The organism is Vagococcus entomophilus (genome assembly GCF_003987595.1).
GTDB lineage: Bacteria > Bacillota > Bacilli > Lactobacillales > Vagococcaceae > Vagococcus_E > Vagococcus_E entomophilus.
The window spans coordinates 597,869-614,274 of sequence record NZ_NGJZ01000001.1 but is presented as its reverse complement, the minus strand read 5'-3'; the positions used below and the strand labels follow the sequence as shown (position 1 = coordinate 614,274).

Below are 16,406 nucleotides of genomic sequence, written 5' to 3'. Positions count from 1 at the left end.
TACTGCTAGTTATTACTACTTGATGTAGTTGATTGAATTTTTTTAATATTTGTCATGGACAAACTCTCTAAATCATTTAAAATACTTGTCTGAAAGTTTTTCCGTTTTTTGATTACTGTTCGACTTGCTTCATGACCATTTTCATAATAAATCAGTGTTGGTTGATTTTCACCCAAATTGTAGCGTTCTTTTACCTGCTCTTTTTGATAAACCAGTGATACTAAAAAAAGCGTTTCTTTGTATTCATTTTTAATTTTTTTGCTATTTAAAGCTTCTGTAATCAACGAATTAAGCGGATCTTTTGGATCAAGAAATAAGACCGTAAATTTAGCACCAGAAGTAATTTTATGCTTGATTTGACTATTTGAGAGCGCAACTACTTTTTCATTAGTATATTCACTCATAATCAATGAATCAATTTGCTCTGATTGAATCGTTTGATGAATCTTTGAAACAGACAAGCTGAATAATACAACTATCAAAAGAATACACGACAAAAAAATTAATGATTTCTTTTTATTTTCCTGTGTATAGTTTTTTAATTGTTGCATCTTTTGCTGCATTTTTTGTTGCCATTTTTCCATTATTTTACTCACCTTTATTTTTTATCTCCTCTATTATAACATGTTTTTAAAAAAAATAAATTGTGTCTCTTACTTTGCAAACTTAACCAAATCCCTATTAATTTGCCCATTGCTTTAAAAATAGAATCGTTTCCTCCCATGAGGCAATACTATCCTTTAGTTGCTTGCCCCAATTTTGAGACGTATATCTTGGAATTGGCTGATATGCAATCGTAAGCAGGTGCCCACTATGCAGATAATTTTTATGTCTATAGGGATAGAGAAAATTATTTTTTTTCAAATGAGTAAGTGCTTGTGTGCAAAAAAGAGTAGAGGGCCAAACTTCATCCTGTTCACTAGAGAGAAACAAGATTCTTCCTTGTATATTTTCAATTTTAATTCGGGCTTTCGCAGCATGTTTGCGATGGATTATTTTACTAAAAGGACTTGCCAAATCCTGTTGATTAAAAAAATTTTTTTTTAAGACAAAAGGAATAAAATCCCATATTTTAAACGGAATATACGGAAAATCGTGTTTTTTGTATGTCCAGGAAGAGGTTTTCGAATTTCTATTTTTAGCAGTTAGTCCCTCCATGATAAAACTACTTGGAGTATTAGCAATCACACAACTTAGCTCAGGAAATTCACTTCCCGCTAATAAAGCCAGTTCTCCTCCTTTAGAGCGTCCGTATACCGCAATTTTTTGAGCATTCACTTCTTGTTGTTGTTTTAAAAACGCAATTGCTTTTTCTATTATTTCTAACGGAATTTGAGAAAGACATTCTGCTGTTCCTACCAGTCCAAAATAACAAACTGCTAATGACGCATAACCATGAGATGCAAATAATTGAGCTATGTTTTGCGCTTTCTCTATTCTCCCATCACTGCCACTTAGTACTATAATTGCTGGCTGATTCCGCTTTTTTGCATCTTTAAAAAAACGAGCTACTAAATTTTCCTGATTGATATCTTGATGGGTTATATTGTCAGCCTGAAACTTTCTTTCAATCGTGATTTCCTCTAATTTTTCATCTTCAAAAAAAACAGAAAGCTTAATATGATAGCTTTTTTGAACGCCAATTGCACTTAAATTAGTGGCTAGTTTTTCTTCTTTACTTTTTTTAGGCTCCATTCTATAAAATAATCCCATTCCATGAGTCCCCGTATAGCTACCACCAAATGAAGCATCTTTGGTTAAATTTAATGTGCCGCAAGCTGAACTTTTGTAACAGCCTTTAGAATGCCAAATCGTTCCTATACCTGTTGCCATTGGCGCATTGATACAGTAATAATCTGAACTTTCAGCTGTTACTGTGATGATTGAACTTTGAGGCAAACCCTCAAACGATACTTGAATTTTTTCGTCACACATGGAAATTGGCTTGTCTATTATTATTTTCATGTATTTCCACCATCTTTTTCGTATTCTAATAAAGTTTGGATGTACGCTTTTAGCTGCATCAATTGATGCTCAAAGTCCAATCCTTTTTCTGTAAGTATTCCCAACTGCCCAAAAAGAATAAAACTCATAAGTGTTTCTATTTTCTCAAACGACTCTGATGAAAGATTGGAATACCTAATAAATTCATTGGTAAGTTCTGGAATTAAACGATTAAAAGTCCGATATAAAATATCTATATATACTCGTTTGTTCCCATTTTTTCTTGAAAAATCATAAAATAATGACTTTCCTTTATACGATCTTAAGATTGTTGACATTTCATTTAATTTATCCTCTAGTGTTAACTGATCGTTTTTTATAATAACTAAATATTTGCCAACTAATTGATCCACAAAGTCAGACAAAACTTCTTCATACAGCTCTTCTTTTGATGGGAAGTAGTGGTAACATAATCCCTTCGCAATCCCGCTTTCGTTCGCAATCTTATTCATTGTGATGGTTTCATAGCCATATTCAAGAAAAAGTTGGAACGCTACATTAATAATTTCTTTTTTTCTATCCTCTGGTTTTTTTCTTTGCTTCATTTTTTTAACCCCTTCTTTGTTTAGAATATACTCTTATTGACTAAAAGTCAATAAGAGTATATCTATTATTCTTTAACAAAAAAAGCATAGAGAAACAGACTGTTTTCTCTATGCCTTCCACGTAATTAGGATAAAAGTAGGCTATTCACTGTATAAAAAGTTTTTGATTTTTACCAAAACTTTCTTGTTTTCTACTAATTCACTGTGCGTTGTTTCCTCTCCCGTCACTAAATACTCTTCATAATTAGCGACTTGATTTTCATAAACAAGCCGTCCTGATAAAACACTTTGAACCGGAACAACGCTATCCGTGTAGCTAGTATCAGAAGTAACTCCTGCGATATTCAAAAAACTAATAGATGTTGGAATCGCTGACTGCTTACTAATCAAATTTTTTAATAATTTTGTTTCATTTTTTACTTCTGTAAACTCAGCTGTTTTATCATTGTCTGAAAAGCTAACATCATTGTACGGTGTTGCGATAGTCGCAGCTTTGAGTAAAGTTGGCAACGTATCATCGTTATAATTTTCTAAGAATGAAGTCAAGACAAGTCCCCCATTTGAATGTCCAATGTAATTGTAAGCAGTAAACTTATAGGTTTCTTGCACTTTTTGAATGACTTGCTTTAGCCATTTCGCCTCGATATCTACTGCGTCCTCAGAATTGTCTTCAAAGCCAACAACAATCAACGGGTAAGCACTTTTTGCAGACAAATCCCCACTAAAAGTAATCGCCCCATTTTTTTGCACGTAAACTTTTAAGACATCCACTGTATCTACTCCAAGACTTGATAACTTGCTGATAAATCCATTAAAACGATTGTTCGTCGCATTAGTTCCTGGTACAAGAATGGTTGGCGTTTGAATAGCAACCACTTCATTTTTACTTGAAGCGTTAGTCCGCTCCGCCACCAAAAACATCGAATATAGAAAGACAGCCATCCCTATTGTTAGAGCGCTCTTTATTAATTTTTGTTTATTTTTAGAAAAAGTTTGCCATTTTTTCATTACAACTCACTCCTTATATCTATATCATATTGCCTTTACCTTAAACTAACCTAAAAGATGCTCATGATTCTAAAAAAAAACAACAAACTTTTAGTGTTGGGTATTTGTTTGTTTCACGTTATAATAGACAAAAGTACTTTTTTAGAAATGAGGAACTCATTATGTCATTTGATGGTGTTTTTACCCACGCTATCGTTAAAGAATTAAATAATCACTTGCAATCTGGGCGGTTGAGCAAAATACACCAGCCCTACGATAATGAATTAATTTTAGTGATTCGCTCACAAGGAAAAAATCACAAGTTATTGCTGTCTGCTCATCCAAGTTATGCCCGAATTCAGCTGACTGATATCTCTTATAGTAATCCTTCAAGTCCCACCAATTTTTGTATGATGCTCCGCAAATTTTTAGAAGGAGCTATTTTACAGAAAATTGAACAAATCGAAAATGATCGAGTTATTCATTTTCATTTTTCCAAAAGAAATGAACTTGGTGATTTAGAAAGCGTTTTGCTGATTGTCGAACTAATGGGTCGTCATAGCGCAATTGTCTTAGTGAACAAAGACTCCCAAAAAATACTTGATTGTATTAAGCATATCGGCATTACTCAAAATACGTATCGTACGCTCTTACCTGGGGCACAGTATATTGCTCCTCCAAAACAGCTGTCAGCCAAAAATCCATTTCAGGTGTCACCTACCCAATTATTTGATTTGATTTCAACGACAGAAGAGTTAAATGCGAGTTTTTTGCAACAACATTTTCAAGGACTCGGAAAAGATACAGCTAATGAAATAGTTAAACGTTTAGAGCAAAATCCTAATGAAAAAATGAAAGTTTGGCAAAACTTTTGGACAGAAATAGATACTCAAACAAATCCGACATTACACGAAAAAGAAAAAAAAGAGTTTTTCGCTCCGATTTCTTTTCAAACTTTAGGAGAAAAACAAATCCATTACCCCACTTTAAGTAAGCTTCTAGATGGTTTTTATGAGGGAAAAGCAGAAAAAGATCGTGTCAAACAACAAGCAGGTGAACTGCTTAAAAAGTTAGAAAATGAACATAAAAAAAACCAATTAAAAATCAAAAAACTTGAACAAACGCTTGAGCAATCTGATCATGCCGAAATTTATCGCCAAAAAGGAGAATTACTGACTACCTTTTTGCATTTGGTTCCAAAAGGTGCACAAGAAGTTACCCTTGAAAACTATTACGAAGAAAATAAGCCAATTGTTATCTCGTTGCAACCGGCACTGACGCCCGCTAAAAATGCCCAAAAGTATTTTCAACGCTACCAAAAACTAAAAAATGGTGTTGGTATCATCAAGGAACAACTAGTGCACGCTAGACAAGAAGTCGCTTATCTTGAAAGTGTTCTTAGTCAACTGGAATTTATCCAACCAAAGGATTTAGACATTGTACGAGAAGAACTGATCTCTCAGGGCTATATTCGACCTAAAAAAAATCATGGAAAGGTCAAAAAAAATAAGCCTAGTACGCCAGACAAATATCTTTCTAGCGATGGAACAACCATTTTCGTTGGGAAAAATAATTTACAAAATGATAAGCTAACATTGAAAACAGCAAAAAAATCAGATGTTTGGTTGCACGCAAAAAATATTCCTGGTTCACATGTCATTATCTGTTCAGATACACCCACAGAGCAAACATTAGAAGAAGCTGCGCTGCTTGCGGCATACTTTTCAAAATACCGTTTATCTGCATCTGTTCCCGTGGACTATGTCCAGGTCAAACATGTCCACAAACCAAATGGCGCAAAACCCGGGTTTGTTATCTATGAAAACCAAAAAACATTGTATGTCACCCCACAAAAAGAAGTAGTCGAACAATTACTCGTCTAACTACTTCTCGTTTATTCCGTCTCTTCTTTCAAGCAATAGAAAAAAGCTCTGGGTCTAATTTACCTGAGCTTTTTTTGCTATACACTTAATATCTTGTGATATATTTTCGATGTACACGGCTATTTTTACGGCCGCTATTTCTACTTTTTATATCCTTTTCAATTTTTTGTTTAAGACTTGTCCAGCTCGTTCTTGCAGTATTCTGAGCAATTGAATACTGATTTTCTCTTTTTTTAAGCGTTTCTCTAAGCTCTGCTTTTTCTTTGTTCGAAAATAAGGGATTTTCATAGGAATAGGACTGTTTCTTGAGTCCCATCACCTTAACATCTTTTTCAATGATTTTAAAATAATGATTGAAAAAATTCCCCACTTTTATTTTTGAATGAAAATAGTCTATCTTTGTATCTTTTGTTCTATCTTTTTTGACTAATTGATACAGTGCAAAAGACTGGTCAATTTTTTCACAAGTATTTTGGGAATACCCCAAATTCTGTAACCGTTTTTTTATTATTTCTCCCAGTGCTCTGTGTAGCTCTACTTTTTTCAAAGCGTCTAGTTTTGTTTGTGTAGCGTATTCTTTCGTACTCAAACGAACATTGGTCTGGTTCTCTTGAAATAAAACATAGTCTAATGCACCACTCACTGCTTTAATATAACAATTTCCTTGTACGAATTGTTGAGAGGAAATATAACGCCCGTATCCTTGATTCTTAGAAAGTCTTGCTAACAACGAAGGAATGACATTGCCTTTAGCAAACTCATATTTTTTTTGTTGGTCTCTTCGATCAATTCCCAAGGACAAAACATCTGTTATTTGTTTAATAAAATATTCATTGTCATTAAATTCATAAATATAATTACTGACTAGTTGAATCTTAGACGCGTTTTGCTTTAACTGCTTCATTTTCCGACCCGCTGCTAGAAGATTGGTTTTATCAAACATTTCTAACTTTATGCAGTTTTTTTCTCTTCTTATAATCACACAGACCCGATGTTCTTTTTTTTCTCCCGCTTCATTCTTATACAATGTAGTCAGAGGAATCAGTAAGAAATCATCTTTATTATTGATTGTTAATTTTTTGATAGACTCTTTTAATAATTCAGAATGACTGCTACTATATAGACTATTTATTAAAGATTGTTTCAATTTTTTTGATCTTTTCCCAAATTTTTCGGGATATAAATCAATTAATTCCTTATAAAACGCCAAAAACTCTATTGAACTCCCTACTTGTATTCCTTTTCCTGGAACCTTTTGTTCATTTCCTTTTAAATTCAGATTTTGAAGGTAAGAATCAATCAACTCTACTCTATACTTTTCCGAGTTCATATAGTTTTGGTGAGCAAGATCTACTTTTTTCTTCATTTCTTTTATTTTCGATTCGAAAAGTTTTAACACTTGTTTTCCCCTCCTTCACAAGAAGAGTGTAACTCAAATATTTTTGTACTAGTAAACAAAAATTTCCAATCTAAGAAGTTCCATCCAGTATTTTCTGATTTTTCGTCACTATTCTCTACAGCAAAAACTTAGCACCAAAAACGTAATAATTCTATTAGTTCTTTAAGATCGCTTTTTACTTTGAATATACTTCACGAGTTCGACAGATAATGGATACTCTTGAAAGGGGGTAACTAGATAAAAGCCATTAAAGTATAGCGCAATTTCATCAATTAACTCTTTCGCGATTTGGATACCCTCAGATTTTGGCTGTTCGGCATGCTGGAGACGCTCCCTCACTTCATCTGTCAAGCTAATTCCAGGAACCTCATGATGAATAAATTCTGCATTTCTACTTGAGGTAAGCGGCTGGATTCCAATAAAAATTGGAAGGTCAATTTTTGCTTCTTTAAGACTCTGGGCAAATCGGGCTAAAATTTTTCGATCATAAACTGGTTGCGTGATAATATAATCTGCTCCTGCTTCCTGTTTCTTTTTAATCACTTGAACCGCTCTTTCTACTTTAGCTACATTGGGATTAAAGGCTGCCGCCACCCTAAAATCAGAGCTCTCTACTAAGTGTTTTCCTGTATAAGCAATCCCTTGATTAAACTGTTTAATCATTTTAATTAAGCCAAGTGAACTAATATCTCGGACCGAACTAGCCCCTGGAAAATCTCCTACTCGTGCGGGATCTCCGGTTACAGCTAAGACATCAAAGATTCCCAATTCATGTAACCCCATAATCTCAGCTGTTAATCCAATTAAATTATGATCCCGCGTGGTTAAATGAATTAATGGTGAAATTTGATAGCGATGCTTGAGAATTGCAGCTAAAGCAAGATTACTAATACGGGGACGGGCTAAAGAATTATCAGAAATCGTAATTTTGTCCACTTGAACTTTTTGTAAAGCTTCAATCCCTTCAAAGAAACGAGCGGTATCTAAGGTTCGGGGGGGATCTAATTCAACCAAAATCGTGCATGTTTCTTTCACTTTTTCACAGATACGTTTTCCCTTTTCTTTTTTGCGATTAGAAATAGGTTTAGAATCTGAAAAGACCCCTTCTTTTTGTTTCACGATTTCTATAGTCTTTAATCCTTGACAAATAGCTTTGGTATGAGCAGGGGTCGTCCCACAACAGCCACCAATAATGCTTACCCCTTCTTGCCTTAGCTGCTCTGAACAAAGAGCAAAATGTGCAGTACCTTTTTCATAGATGATTGTGCCATTTTCAATTGCGGGCAAGCTAGCATTCGGATAACAAGCCAAACGTCTTCCCTGCTTTAAAGGAACTCGTTCAAAGACTTGTACCATATGGCTAGGTCCTAACAAACAATTTGCGCCAACCACATCTGCACCTAATGTTTGTAGTTCTTCAAATGCGTGTTCTAACGTAACACCAGATGAAAGTACTCCTATTTCTTGCATCGTGACATTCGCAATAATTGGTAAGTCAGTCGCTTCTTTTGCCACTTTTAGCATTTCACAAAGTTCGTTTAAATCATAATAAGTTTCCAGCAAAATTCCGTCCACGCCTGCAAGTAGTAGGGCATACAACTGTTCCTTAAAACTGCGCTTGATTTCTTCAATAGAGGCTTCATTCAGTTTTCTTTCACCTGGACTATAAATACCGCCAATCGTACCAAGTATAAAGACTGAATGATTTTTTCTAGCTGCTTTGGCATTTTCGACTGCTGCCTTGTTGATTTGCAGTACTTTTTCTTGCAAGCCGTAACGTTCTAACTTCAAATAATTCGCTGCATAGGTATTCGTTTGAATCATATCGGCACCGGCTTTAATGTACTCCTCATGTATTTTCTGAATACTTTCGGGATGTGAAAGATTAAGTTCTTCCACTGAACGTTGCGTTCCGAATTGATACAACAAGGTTCCCATCGCACCATCAGCGACTAAAACCCGCTTAGAAAGTGCTTCTCTCAAAGATTCCCCCAAAACGTCTTCCTCCTTTTATTTTTGACTTTTCTCCTCATACTCTTGGCGAATTTCTTTTGTCGCTTGAACCATTTTTCTTAGAGCCGCGATTGTTTCCTCTTCTTTCCTTGTTTTAAGTCCGCAATCGGGGTTAATCCAAAACTGATTTTCTGGAATCACCTTTAGCGCACGCTTGATATTTTGCTTAATCTCAGAAACTTCTGGGACTCTGGGACTATGAATATCATACACACCCAAACCGATTTCTTTATCGTAATGGAATTCCTCAAAACTTGCGATAATTTCTCCCTGACTTCTAGAGGTTTCAATTGAAATCACATCTGCATCCAAGTCACGAATTGTTTCCATAATATCTTCAAATTCGGCATAACACATATGCGTATGAATTTGTGTTTCGTCTTTGACACCGGTTGTTGTGAGTTTGAAAGAATAAACCGCATCCTTGAGATACTTAGCCCAACGTTTTTTCTTTAGGGGTAACCCTTCTCTTAGGGCCGGTTCATCCACTTGAATAATGTGTATTCCCGCTTTTTCCAAATGGTTTACTTCTTTTCTCAAAGCTAAACCAATCTGATTTGCAACATCTGCCTTTGGAATATCATCCCTGACAAAAGACCAATTAATGATCGTAATTGGAGCCGTCAGCATACCCTTAACTGGTTTTTCCGTCAAACTTTGCGCGTAAACAGTTTCTTTCACTGTAATTGGTTCGACAAAAGATACATCCCCATATACAAGAGGTGGCCGGACAGCTCTTGAGCCATATGACTGAACCCAGCCATATAATGTTGGAACAAAACCAGATAGCTTTTGCCCGAAATACTCTACCATGTCTGTTCGCTCAAACTCACCATGTACAAGCACGTCAAGCTCCAACTCTTCTTGGATTTGAATCCAACGCTTGATTTCTCTTTGAATAAACTCTTCATATTCATGATTGGAAATCTCTTGCTTTTTCCAACTAGCACGTGTTTGTCTCACTATTTGTGTTTGGGGGAAACTCCCAATAGTGGTCGTAGGAAGGAGTGGCAAGGCTAAGTTTTTATGCTGTTTTTGAATTCTTTTATTGTAAATGGAGTGCCTTTCATTTTTTAAATTTTTCAAATCACGAAGCTCTTTTTGAACCTCTGGATGATTACGATGTTCCGATTGATTTAACTGGTCAACAGCGCGTTTACTTTCATCTAGTAATGAGTTAGTTGGGGCTGTGTGTTGAACGCTTTGGGTTAATAGAACAATTTCATTTAGCTTTTCATCTGCAAATGATAAACCGTTAAGCAAAATTGAATCTAGCTGTGGCTCATTTTTCTTTGTAACCGGTACATGAAGTAAACTATTAGAAGGTTGAAGAATAAGCTCTACCTCTGGTGCGTACTCTACAATAGACTTGACTAACTTTTGCTGTGCATGCAGATTGCTACGCCACACATTTCGTCCATCAATCACACCAGCAGCCAGTATTTTATCTTTTGGGAATCCGTACTGAGACAAAGCAGCAAGATTTTCGCCAAAATCGTGAACAAAATCTAATCCAATGCCCGCAACAGGAAGTGCGACAATCTCTTGATAGTGAGTAAGGCTTTCAAAGTAAGTTTGGAGAATGATTTTCAGCTTAGGAGCGGCTTCTTGTAATTCTTGATACGTAGATTTAATCACGGCTAGTTCCGCTTGATCATATTCTGTCACTAAGATTGGCTCATCCAACTGAACATACTCGACGCCACTGTCTTCTAACTCACGTAGTACTTGTTTATAAAGAGGTAAAAATTTGTCTACTAAATCTTGGAGTATTCGTGCATCGCACTTGGCTGTTTCCAAAACGTGTGCATGACCACAACTACATGTACTTGTTTCGCTTTCTGGTTCATCTTCTTTGTATGTTTTCGCTAACTTCAAAAATGTAATTGGACCAACAAGTACTGGTTTCCCTTCAATTCCTAACTCCTCTTTGGCTTCCAAATAATACTTAAGTGGACGATTTTCAACTAAGTGCGGAGCAAAGTCTTCGAGCTCTGGCACAATGTAGTGATAATTCGTATTAAACCATTTTGTCATCTCAGAGGCAATAGCCTGCTTGGTGCCACGCGCAATAGAAAAATAAGTATCTAATTGGTCATGTGCTTCGTTTTTAGCCTGAAAACGCTTGGGAATTACTCCAAACATAAAACTCGTATCTAATACATGATCATAATAGGAAAAATCACCAACTGGGATCAACTCAATCCCTAATTCTTGTTGCTTTTTCAGGTTACTTAGTCGAACTTCTTTGGTTCTTTTGACGAACTCTTCTTGACTAATCTTATGTGACCAATAGTCTTCTAGCGCGTGTTTCCATTCTCTTTTTTCACCTAATCTTGGATACCCCAAATTTGAACTGATTACATTTCCCATGTTACTTCCTCCTTTTTTTTTCAAAAAAAAACCCCTCCACACAAACCTGCTGTGTGAAAGGACGAATCATCGTGTTACCACCTTAATTTTTCTGTTATATCACTATAACAGACTCTACCAGTACCATCATACTGTTGCACAAGATAACGGGTGCCACCGATTACTCTTACGCTATCAGAGTAACAATTCAAAGGCCATTTTCAAGCTAGTCACGATACTTCTTTTCACCTACCGAAGCTCTCTAAGATTCGTTCAACTAGCTTTACTTTCCTTCTCTTTATCGTTAAATCTACTTTAGCATATTCTTACTTATTTGAAAATACGCTTTTTCTGAGAACTCGTTATCGCTTTTTTCTATAACTCAAAAGTTTCATTCAAGTCATCTTTCAACTTTCCGCGAAATTCATCAATTGTTTGATAGTTTTTTTGACGCATTATTTCTTTTAGTTCTTTCTCGATTCGCTCAAATATTTCAGGACCCTCTTTGTGCAGTTCTGTGCCAATTTGCACCATGGTCGCGCCGCAAAGAAGATGTTCAAATACATCTTGCCCCGTGCGGATGCCACCAGTTCCAATTAACTTAATTTCAGGTTTTAGACGCGTATAAAAAGCTCGAACATTCGCTAAGGCTGTTGGCTTCACATACTCTCCACCAATTCCACCAAAACCGTTTTTAGGTTTAATGACCACCGATTCAGAGTTAGAATCGATGTAGAGTCCATTTCCTACACTATTAATTGAATTTACATAAACAAGTGGGAATTGATTGAGAATACGTGCCATCTCATCAAAATGCGCAAAATCAAAATAAGGGGGTAATTTCACACCCAATGGCTTGTCAAAAAAAGTGAAAACTTCCTGTAAAATTTTTTCAGTTAAAGGAAAATCATACCCAATCTGTGGCTTGCCTGGGACATTAGGGCATGACAAATTTAGTTCAGTAATTCCATTAAATTCACTCTCTACTATTTTGTGTAACATTGTGATATTCTCTTCAGTGCTCATGCCTGATATAGATAGAAATAGTGCAGTTGTATGCTGTTTTTGATAATTCAATGCATAGTCTAGGTAATAGTCAAAGCCATTATTAGGAAGTCCCATCGAATTGATACTTCCGAGTGGAACGTCATAATATCTAGGTTTAGGATTCCCTTTACGTGCTTGAAGTGTAGCGCTTTTTGTAACAAATGCGCCTGCTTTGCTATCAGCCAATTGGTCTAATTCATAAGTGGTAAAACAATTTACTCCTGAGGCATTCATCAGTGGGTTGGTATAAATACTGCCAAAAAATTGTGTCGTTAACATTTATTTTTCTCCTTCCTAATGGGGATTCTTTGCTAAAAAAGCCTCCTAAAATTCACGGATAAATTTTTAGGAGGCACTGTTTACTACTGTGTACTATTATGATTGTTTTGATACCATACTTTTCGATCTTTGATTGGTTGAAGCGGACGTCGATTATTTTCGACAATTTCCTTCTTTAAATAATTCACAAACGTTTGACTAAGTGTTTGAACTTCGTCAAATACTATCCACTCAATCGGTCCTATTGTCGGCGGTGTCGTTAGAGAACCAATATAATAATAAAATCCTCGATTTTCCGGCAAAAATAAGGCTGGATTGAAGCAAAACTCTGGGAACGCTTGATCCAGCTCAATCTTCCCTTCTTTTTGTGCAATCAGTTGATCAAACGAATCGATTGAAAATAAAATCCCAACGACTAAGTTGTGCTTTGCTTCATTCATATGGACCAAATGAAACTCAATCGGATAGTTTTTTTCTTCCAAAGTATGCTCACTTGGCAAATGAAAATGGATATCCGTCAACCAGTATTTTTTCTCATCATACATCAAATAGCTTTCTTTCTCGGGAGGAACAAAATGAAAGGTGTTATTGAACAACTCTTCCAAAAATACCTCCTCTTTATAATGAAAAACTAACTCCTTTGATAGTTTTTCCGATGTTACAATTTCTTTGTTTAAGGCAATGGGCGACTGCCATTTGAAATCAAGTCCACATGCAAAGCGTTGACTTAGTTCATGCCAGTGTTCCGGTCCTCTTTTTCCTTCATATCCCCAATTGGTTGTCAAACAATCACCTATTTATCTTTATTAAAATGGCCCCATTCTGCAGGGTCTTCTTTCCATTCTTGCAATAATTCTACCTCATTTTTTTCAATATATCCAGTTTCAAGCGCTGTCTCAATTAGAGAGCTATAATCTGTTAACGTTAGAAATGGTAGCCCACTATGTTTAAAGTTTTCTTTTCCTTTAGGCAGTTCATATGTGAAAATAGCCGCTACGCCTAAAACTTTTGCCCCTTCTCTTTTTGCTGCTTCACATGCCTCGAGTACGCTACCTCCTGTAGAAATCAAGTCCTCGATAACGACCATCTTTTGTCCCTCTGTAATTCGACCTTCAATTTGATTGCCTTTTCCATGATCTTTGGCTTTCGAGCGAATATAAACCATTGGCAAATCTAAAATCTGGGCCACCCAAGCAGCATGTGGAATACCGGCTGTTGCAGTTCCTGCAATCACTTCTACCTCTGGGAATTGAGCATGAATTTTTTGTGCTAGCCCTTGTGCAATGCGTGACCTAACCTCAGGATAACTCATCGTGACCCGGTTGTCACAATAGATTGGGCTTTTGATACCACTTGCCCAAGTAAAAGGCTGATTTGGACTTAAGCTAACGGCTTTAATTGAAAGCAAATCCTTGGCAATTGTTTTAGATAAATTAGTCATGTTCACAAACTCCATTCCATTCATTTTTTATTTCTTGATAAGCAAGATAAGGCTGATCTGACTGGGTAATCGGGCGACCCACTACGATAAAATCAGAACCAATTTTTCTGGCTTCGCTGGGTGTCATCACTCGTTTTTGGTCTCCGACATCCCCACCATTTGGCCGAATTCCTGGTGTTAAACAGATAAAGTCTGAATTGGTTTGGTTTTTGATTTTTTCAACTTCCCAAGCCGAGCAGACTACCCCATCTAACCCAGATTTCTCTGTGTTTGCTGCGTACCTTAAAACACTTTCTTCAAGGGTAGAAAAGATCCCTTGATCCTGTTGCATTTGTTTTTCAGAAGTGGAGGTAAGCTGTGTCACCGCAATTAGTTTTGGTACTGTCTTACCTGCTTTAGTTCCTTTTTCTAATCCGTGTTTAGCAGCTTTCATCATTTCTTGTCCACCTGCTGCATGGACATTCGTCATGGAAACACCCAGTCGAGCTAAACCTTCCATAGCTTTTCCAACAGTATTTGGAATATCATGCAATTTGAGGTCTAAAAATATATCATGATTCAATTCTTTCAGCCACTCTACAATTGTGGGCCCTTCTTGATAAAATACTTCCATACCGATTTTTACAAATAAAGATTCCTCTCTTGGAAAAAAGTCTAGAAACGTTTGAATCTCTTTTTTTGATGCAAAGTCTAGCGCTATAATTGGACGCGTCATTTTCTTGCTCCTTTCACTTCTGATATTAATTTTTCAAGCGATTCTATCCCGAGCTCATCCATTCTAAGTGGCAATTGTTCAATCAGCTTGGGACAAATATAAGGATCTGTAAAATTAGCTGTCCCCACTGCTACTGCGCTTGCTCCAGCCATAAACATTTCCAAAACATCATCGACCGTATAAACACCACCCATCCCAATAATCGGAATGTTCACTACCTGTGCAACTTGGTGTATAAGGCGAATAGCTACAGGCTTTACAGCTGGGCCGGACAAGCCACCTGTTTGATTAGCTAATATAGGTTTTCTTGTCTTTAAATCAATTCTCATTCCAAGTAGCGTATTAATCATAGTTAGACCATCTGCTCCCCCAGCCTCAATGGCCTCAGCGATGGGAACAATATCGGTGACATTGGGAGAAAGCTTGACATAAACCGGAACCTTTGCAACTTTTTTGACTGCTTGTGTGAGCTCATAGGCGACATCTGGATTTGTACCAAAGGCAATTCCTCCATGTTTGACATTAGGACAAGAGATGTTTAATTCAATTGCATGCACATTGGGTGCGTCACCAATTTTGGCACAAACAGCAACATAATCTTCTTGCGTTGATCCTGCAACATTGGCAATGATGGGAACATCATACCTTTCAAGAGACGGTAACGTTTCTTTCATGATGACCTCAAGTCCTGGATTTTGAAGACCAATGGCATTGAGCATCCCACTAGGCGTTTCTGCGACACGAGGGGTTGGATTTCCAAAGCGTGGTTCGCTGGTAGCGGCTTTGGCCATAATCGCGCCAAGTAGTCCTAAATCATAATATTTGCTATATTCTTTACCAAAACCAAAACAACCACTTGCAGGCATAATGGGATTTTTTAGATTCAAGCCTGGCAATTTTACGGCTAAACGATTCATAGAATAACCTCCCCAGTTGAAAATACTGGTCCTTCATCACAAATCTTTTTGCTTTTTCCCCGGTCTGCTCTTGTGGGACAGACACAAGCGTAACAAGCACCCATCCCGCAAGCCATTCTTGCCTCCAATGATAGATACGCATGCTCAAGATCTGCAAAATAATGATCTACCGCTTTAAGTAACCCATTTGAGCCACATGAATAAACCGCCGTTGGCTTTTCTTTTTGTAACACTTTAGACAGCATCGTCCCAACATGGCCCTTGACCCCGTAGGAACCATCATCAGTAGATAGGTGAACTTCCCCCATCTGGGCAAACTCTTGTTCATAAAAAATCACTTCTTTTTTAGCAAAGCCTAAGAAAAAAACAATTTTACTCCCTTTTTCTTTGACTTTTTTTGCCAGTTCAAATAAAGGAGGGACGCCAATGCCACCACCAATAATAAAAACAAGATCTTCTTTGCCCAAAAATTCTACTGGAAAGCCATTTCCAAGTGGTCCCATCACATCAACTTGGTCATCTGGGACAAGCTGACTAAATAGCTCTGTTCCGACTCCTTCAGTTCGATAAATTAACTTACAACTCGCGTTTTTTTGATCTACACTTGCCAAGCTGATCGGACGTCTCAAGAGTAAATCTGCTCTTGGCGCTTTTACGTGTAAAAACTGACCTGGTATGGTCATTTCTTTTACTAATTTGCCAGTCAAAGTCATCTCATAGATTTTGGGTGCCAGTTCTTTTTGAGCCAAAACGGTCATCATTTCTTGTTTCACTATTGTTCCTCCTTCATTTTCGTAGGGTACTTCTCTAGCATTTCTCTGCAT

The 16,406-nt window shown here is 36.7% G+C and carries 14 protein-coding genes and 1 other annotated feature; of the genes, 1 reads left to right on the top strand and 13 read right to left on the bottom strand.

The annotated features are described in order from the left end of the window. Positions 1-5: 5 nt before the first annotated feature. From CBF30_RS02780 to CBF30_RS02765, 4 genes are all read right to left on the bottom strand, one after another. Positions 6-584 (bottom strand): hypothetical protein, encoded by a 579-nt coding sequence (locus CBF30_RS02780; protein WP_148112252.1) that lies wholly within the window; start codon positions 582-584, stop codon positions 6-8. 97 nt (positions 585-681) lie between these two features. Then, positions 682-1,965, bottom strand: coding sequence for an acyl-CoA thioesterase/bile acid-CoA:amino acid N-acyltransferase family protein (locus CBF30_RS02775; RefSeq protein WP_126822546.1), 1,284 nt, complete (start codon positions 1,963-1,965; stop codon positions 682-684). Continuing rightward, a complete protein-coding gene (locus CBF30_RS02770; RefSeq protein WP_126822544.1) occupies positions 1,962-2,549 on the bottom strand; it encodes a TetR/AcrR family transcriptional regulator in 588 nt (195 codons plus the stop codon). The genes CBF30_RS02775 and CBF30_RS02770 overlap by 4 nt, the downstream gene beginning before the upstream one ends. Positions 2,550-2,690: 141 nt before the next feature. Then, positions 2,691-3,557 (bottom strand): alpha/beta hydrolase, encoded by an 867-nt coding sequence (locus CBF30_RS02765; protein WP_126822542.1) that lies wholly within the window; start codon positions 3,555-3,557, stop codon positions 2,691-2,693. Positions 3,558-3,718: 161 nt separating this feature from the next. Here CBF30_RS02765 and CBF30_RS02760 point away from each other — a divergent pair, with 161 nt between their 5' ends. Beyond that, complete coding sequence (locus CBF30_RS02760) at positions 3,719-5,419, top strand: NFACT RNA binding domain-containing protein (protein ID WP_126822540.1); 1,701 nt, start codon at positions 3,719-3,721, stop codon at positions 5,417-5,419. A gap of 85 nt (positions 5,420-5,504) precedes the next feature. Here CBF30_RS02760 and CBF30_RS02755 read toward each other — a convergent pair whose 3' ends face one another. From CBF30_RS02755 to CBF30_RS02715, 9 genes are all read right to left on the bottom strand, one after another. Further along, positions 5,505-6,818, bottom strand: coding sequence for a hypothetical protein (locus CBF30_RS02755; protein WP_126822538.1), 1,314 nt, complete (start codon positions 6,816-6,818; stop codon positions 5,505-5,507). A gap of 162 nt (positions 6,819-6,980) precedes the next feature. Next, positions 6,981-8,813 carry a bifunctional homocysteine S-methyltransferase/methylenetetrahydrofolate reductase gene (locus CBF30_RS02750; protein WP_126822536.1) on the bottom strand — a complete coding sequence of 611 codons (1,833 nt, stop codon included), beginning with the start codon at positions 8,811-8,813 and terminating at the stop codon, positions 6,981-6,983. 15 nt (positions 8,814-8,828) lie between these two features. After that, positions 8,829-11,204 carry a 5-methyltetrahydropteroyltriglutamate--homocysteine S-methyltransferase gene (gene metE, locus CBF30_RS02745; RefSeq protein WP_126822534.1) on the bottom strand — a complete coding sequence of 792 codons (2,376 nt, stop codon included), beginning with the start codon at positions 11,202-11,204 and terminating at the stop codon, positions 8,829-8,831. Positions 11,205-11,258: 54 nt separating this feature from the next. After that, positions 11,259-11,491, bottom strand: a binding site (T-box leader). Between the two features lie 67 nt (positions 11,492-11,558). Further along, the gene (locus tag CBF30_RS02740; RefSeq protein ID WP_126822532.1) at positions 11,559-12,509 is read right to left on the bottom strand and encodes a dihydroorotate oxidase; all 951 of its coding nucleotides are present in this window, start codon (positions 12,507-12,509) and stop codon (positions 11,559-11,561) included. An 83-nt stretch (positions 12,510-12,592) separates the two neighbouring features. After that, positions 12,593-13,294, bottom strand: coding sequence for a carbonic anhydrase family protein (locus tag CBF30_RS02735; protein ID WP_245974988.1), 702 nt, complete (start codon positions 13,292-13,294; stop codon positions 12,593-12,595). Positions 13,295-13,302: 8 nt separating this feature from the next. Beyond that, positions 13,303-13,950, bottom strand: coding sequence for an orotate phosphoribosyltransferase (pyrE, locus tag CBF30_RS02730; protein ID WP_126822528.1), 648 nt, complete (start codon positions 13,948-13,950; stop codon positions 13,303-13,305). Then, entirely contained in the window at positions 13,943-14,665 is a 723-nt protein-coding gene (pyrF, locus tag CBF30_RS02725) for an orotidine-5'-phosphate decarboxylase (protein WP_126822526.1), read from the bottom strand. The genes pyrE and pyrF overlap by 8 nt, the downstream gene beginning before the upstream one ends. Then, the gene (locus CBF30_RS02720; protein ID WP_126822523.1) at positions 14,662-15,582 is read right to left on the bottom strand and encodes a dihydroorotate dehydrogenase; all 921 of its coding nucleotides are present in this window, start codon (positions 15,580-15,582) and stop codon (positions 14,662-14,664) included. Before CBF30_RS02720 ends, pyrF begins: the two co-directional genes overlap by 4 nt. Continuing rightward, a complete protein-coding gene (locus CBF30_RS02715) occupies positions 15,579-16,355 on the bottom strand; it encodes a dihydroorotate dehydrogenase electron transfer subunit (protein WP_170168914.1) in 777 nt (258 codons plus the stop codon). The genes CBF30_RS02720 and CBF30_RS02715 overlap by 4 nt, the downstream gene beginning before the upstream one ends. Between the last annotated feature and the right edge of the window lie 51 nt (positions 16,356-16,406).

What these genes read in the sequence shown, in the direction of transcription:
- CBF30_RS02765 (WP_126822542.1), bottom strand. Translation starts at nt 3,557, where the DNA reads ATGAAAAAATGGCAAACTTTTTCTAAAAATAAACAAAAATTAATAAAG.
- CBF30_RS02780 (WP_148112252.1), bottom strand. Translation starts at nt 584, where the DNA reads ATGGAAAAATGGCAACAAAAAATGCAGCAAAAGATGCAACAATTAAAA.
- CBF30_RS02720 (WP_126822523.1), bottom strand. Translation starts at nt 15,582, where the DNA reads ATGAATCGTTTAGCCGTAAAATTGCCAGGCTTGAATCTAAAAAATCCC.
- CBF30_RS02760 (WP_126822540.1), top strand. Translation starts at nt 3,719, where the DNA reads ATGTCATTTGATGGTGTTTTTACCCACGCTATCGTTAAAGAATTAAAT.
- CBF30_RS02775 (WP_126822546.1), bottom strand. Translation starts at nt 1,965, where the DNA reads ATGAAAATAATAATAGACAAGCCAATTTCCATGTGTGACGAAAAAATT.
- pyrF (WP_126822526.1), bottom strand. Translation starts at nt 14,665, where the DNA reads ATGACGCGTCCAATTATAGCGCTAGACTTTGCATCAAAAAAAGAGATT.
- CBF30_RS02770 (WP_126822544.1), bottom strand. Translation starts at nt 2,549, where the DNA reads ATGAAGCAAAGAAAAAAACCAGAGGATAGAAAAAAAGAAATTATTAAT.
- pyrE (WP_126822528.1), bottom strand. Translation starts at nt 13,950, where the DNA reads ATGACTAATTTATCTAAAACAATTGCCAAGGATTTGCTTTCAATTAAA.
- metE (WP_126822534.1), bottom strand. Translation starts at nt 11,204, where the DNA reads ATGGGAAATGTAATCAGTTCAAATTTGGGGTATCCAAGATTAGGTGAA.
- CBF30_RS02740 (WP_126822532.1), bottom strand. Translation starts at nt 12,509, where the DNA reads ATGTTAACGACACAATTTTTTGGCAGTATTTATACCAACCCACTGATG.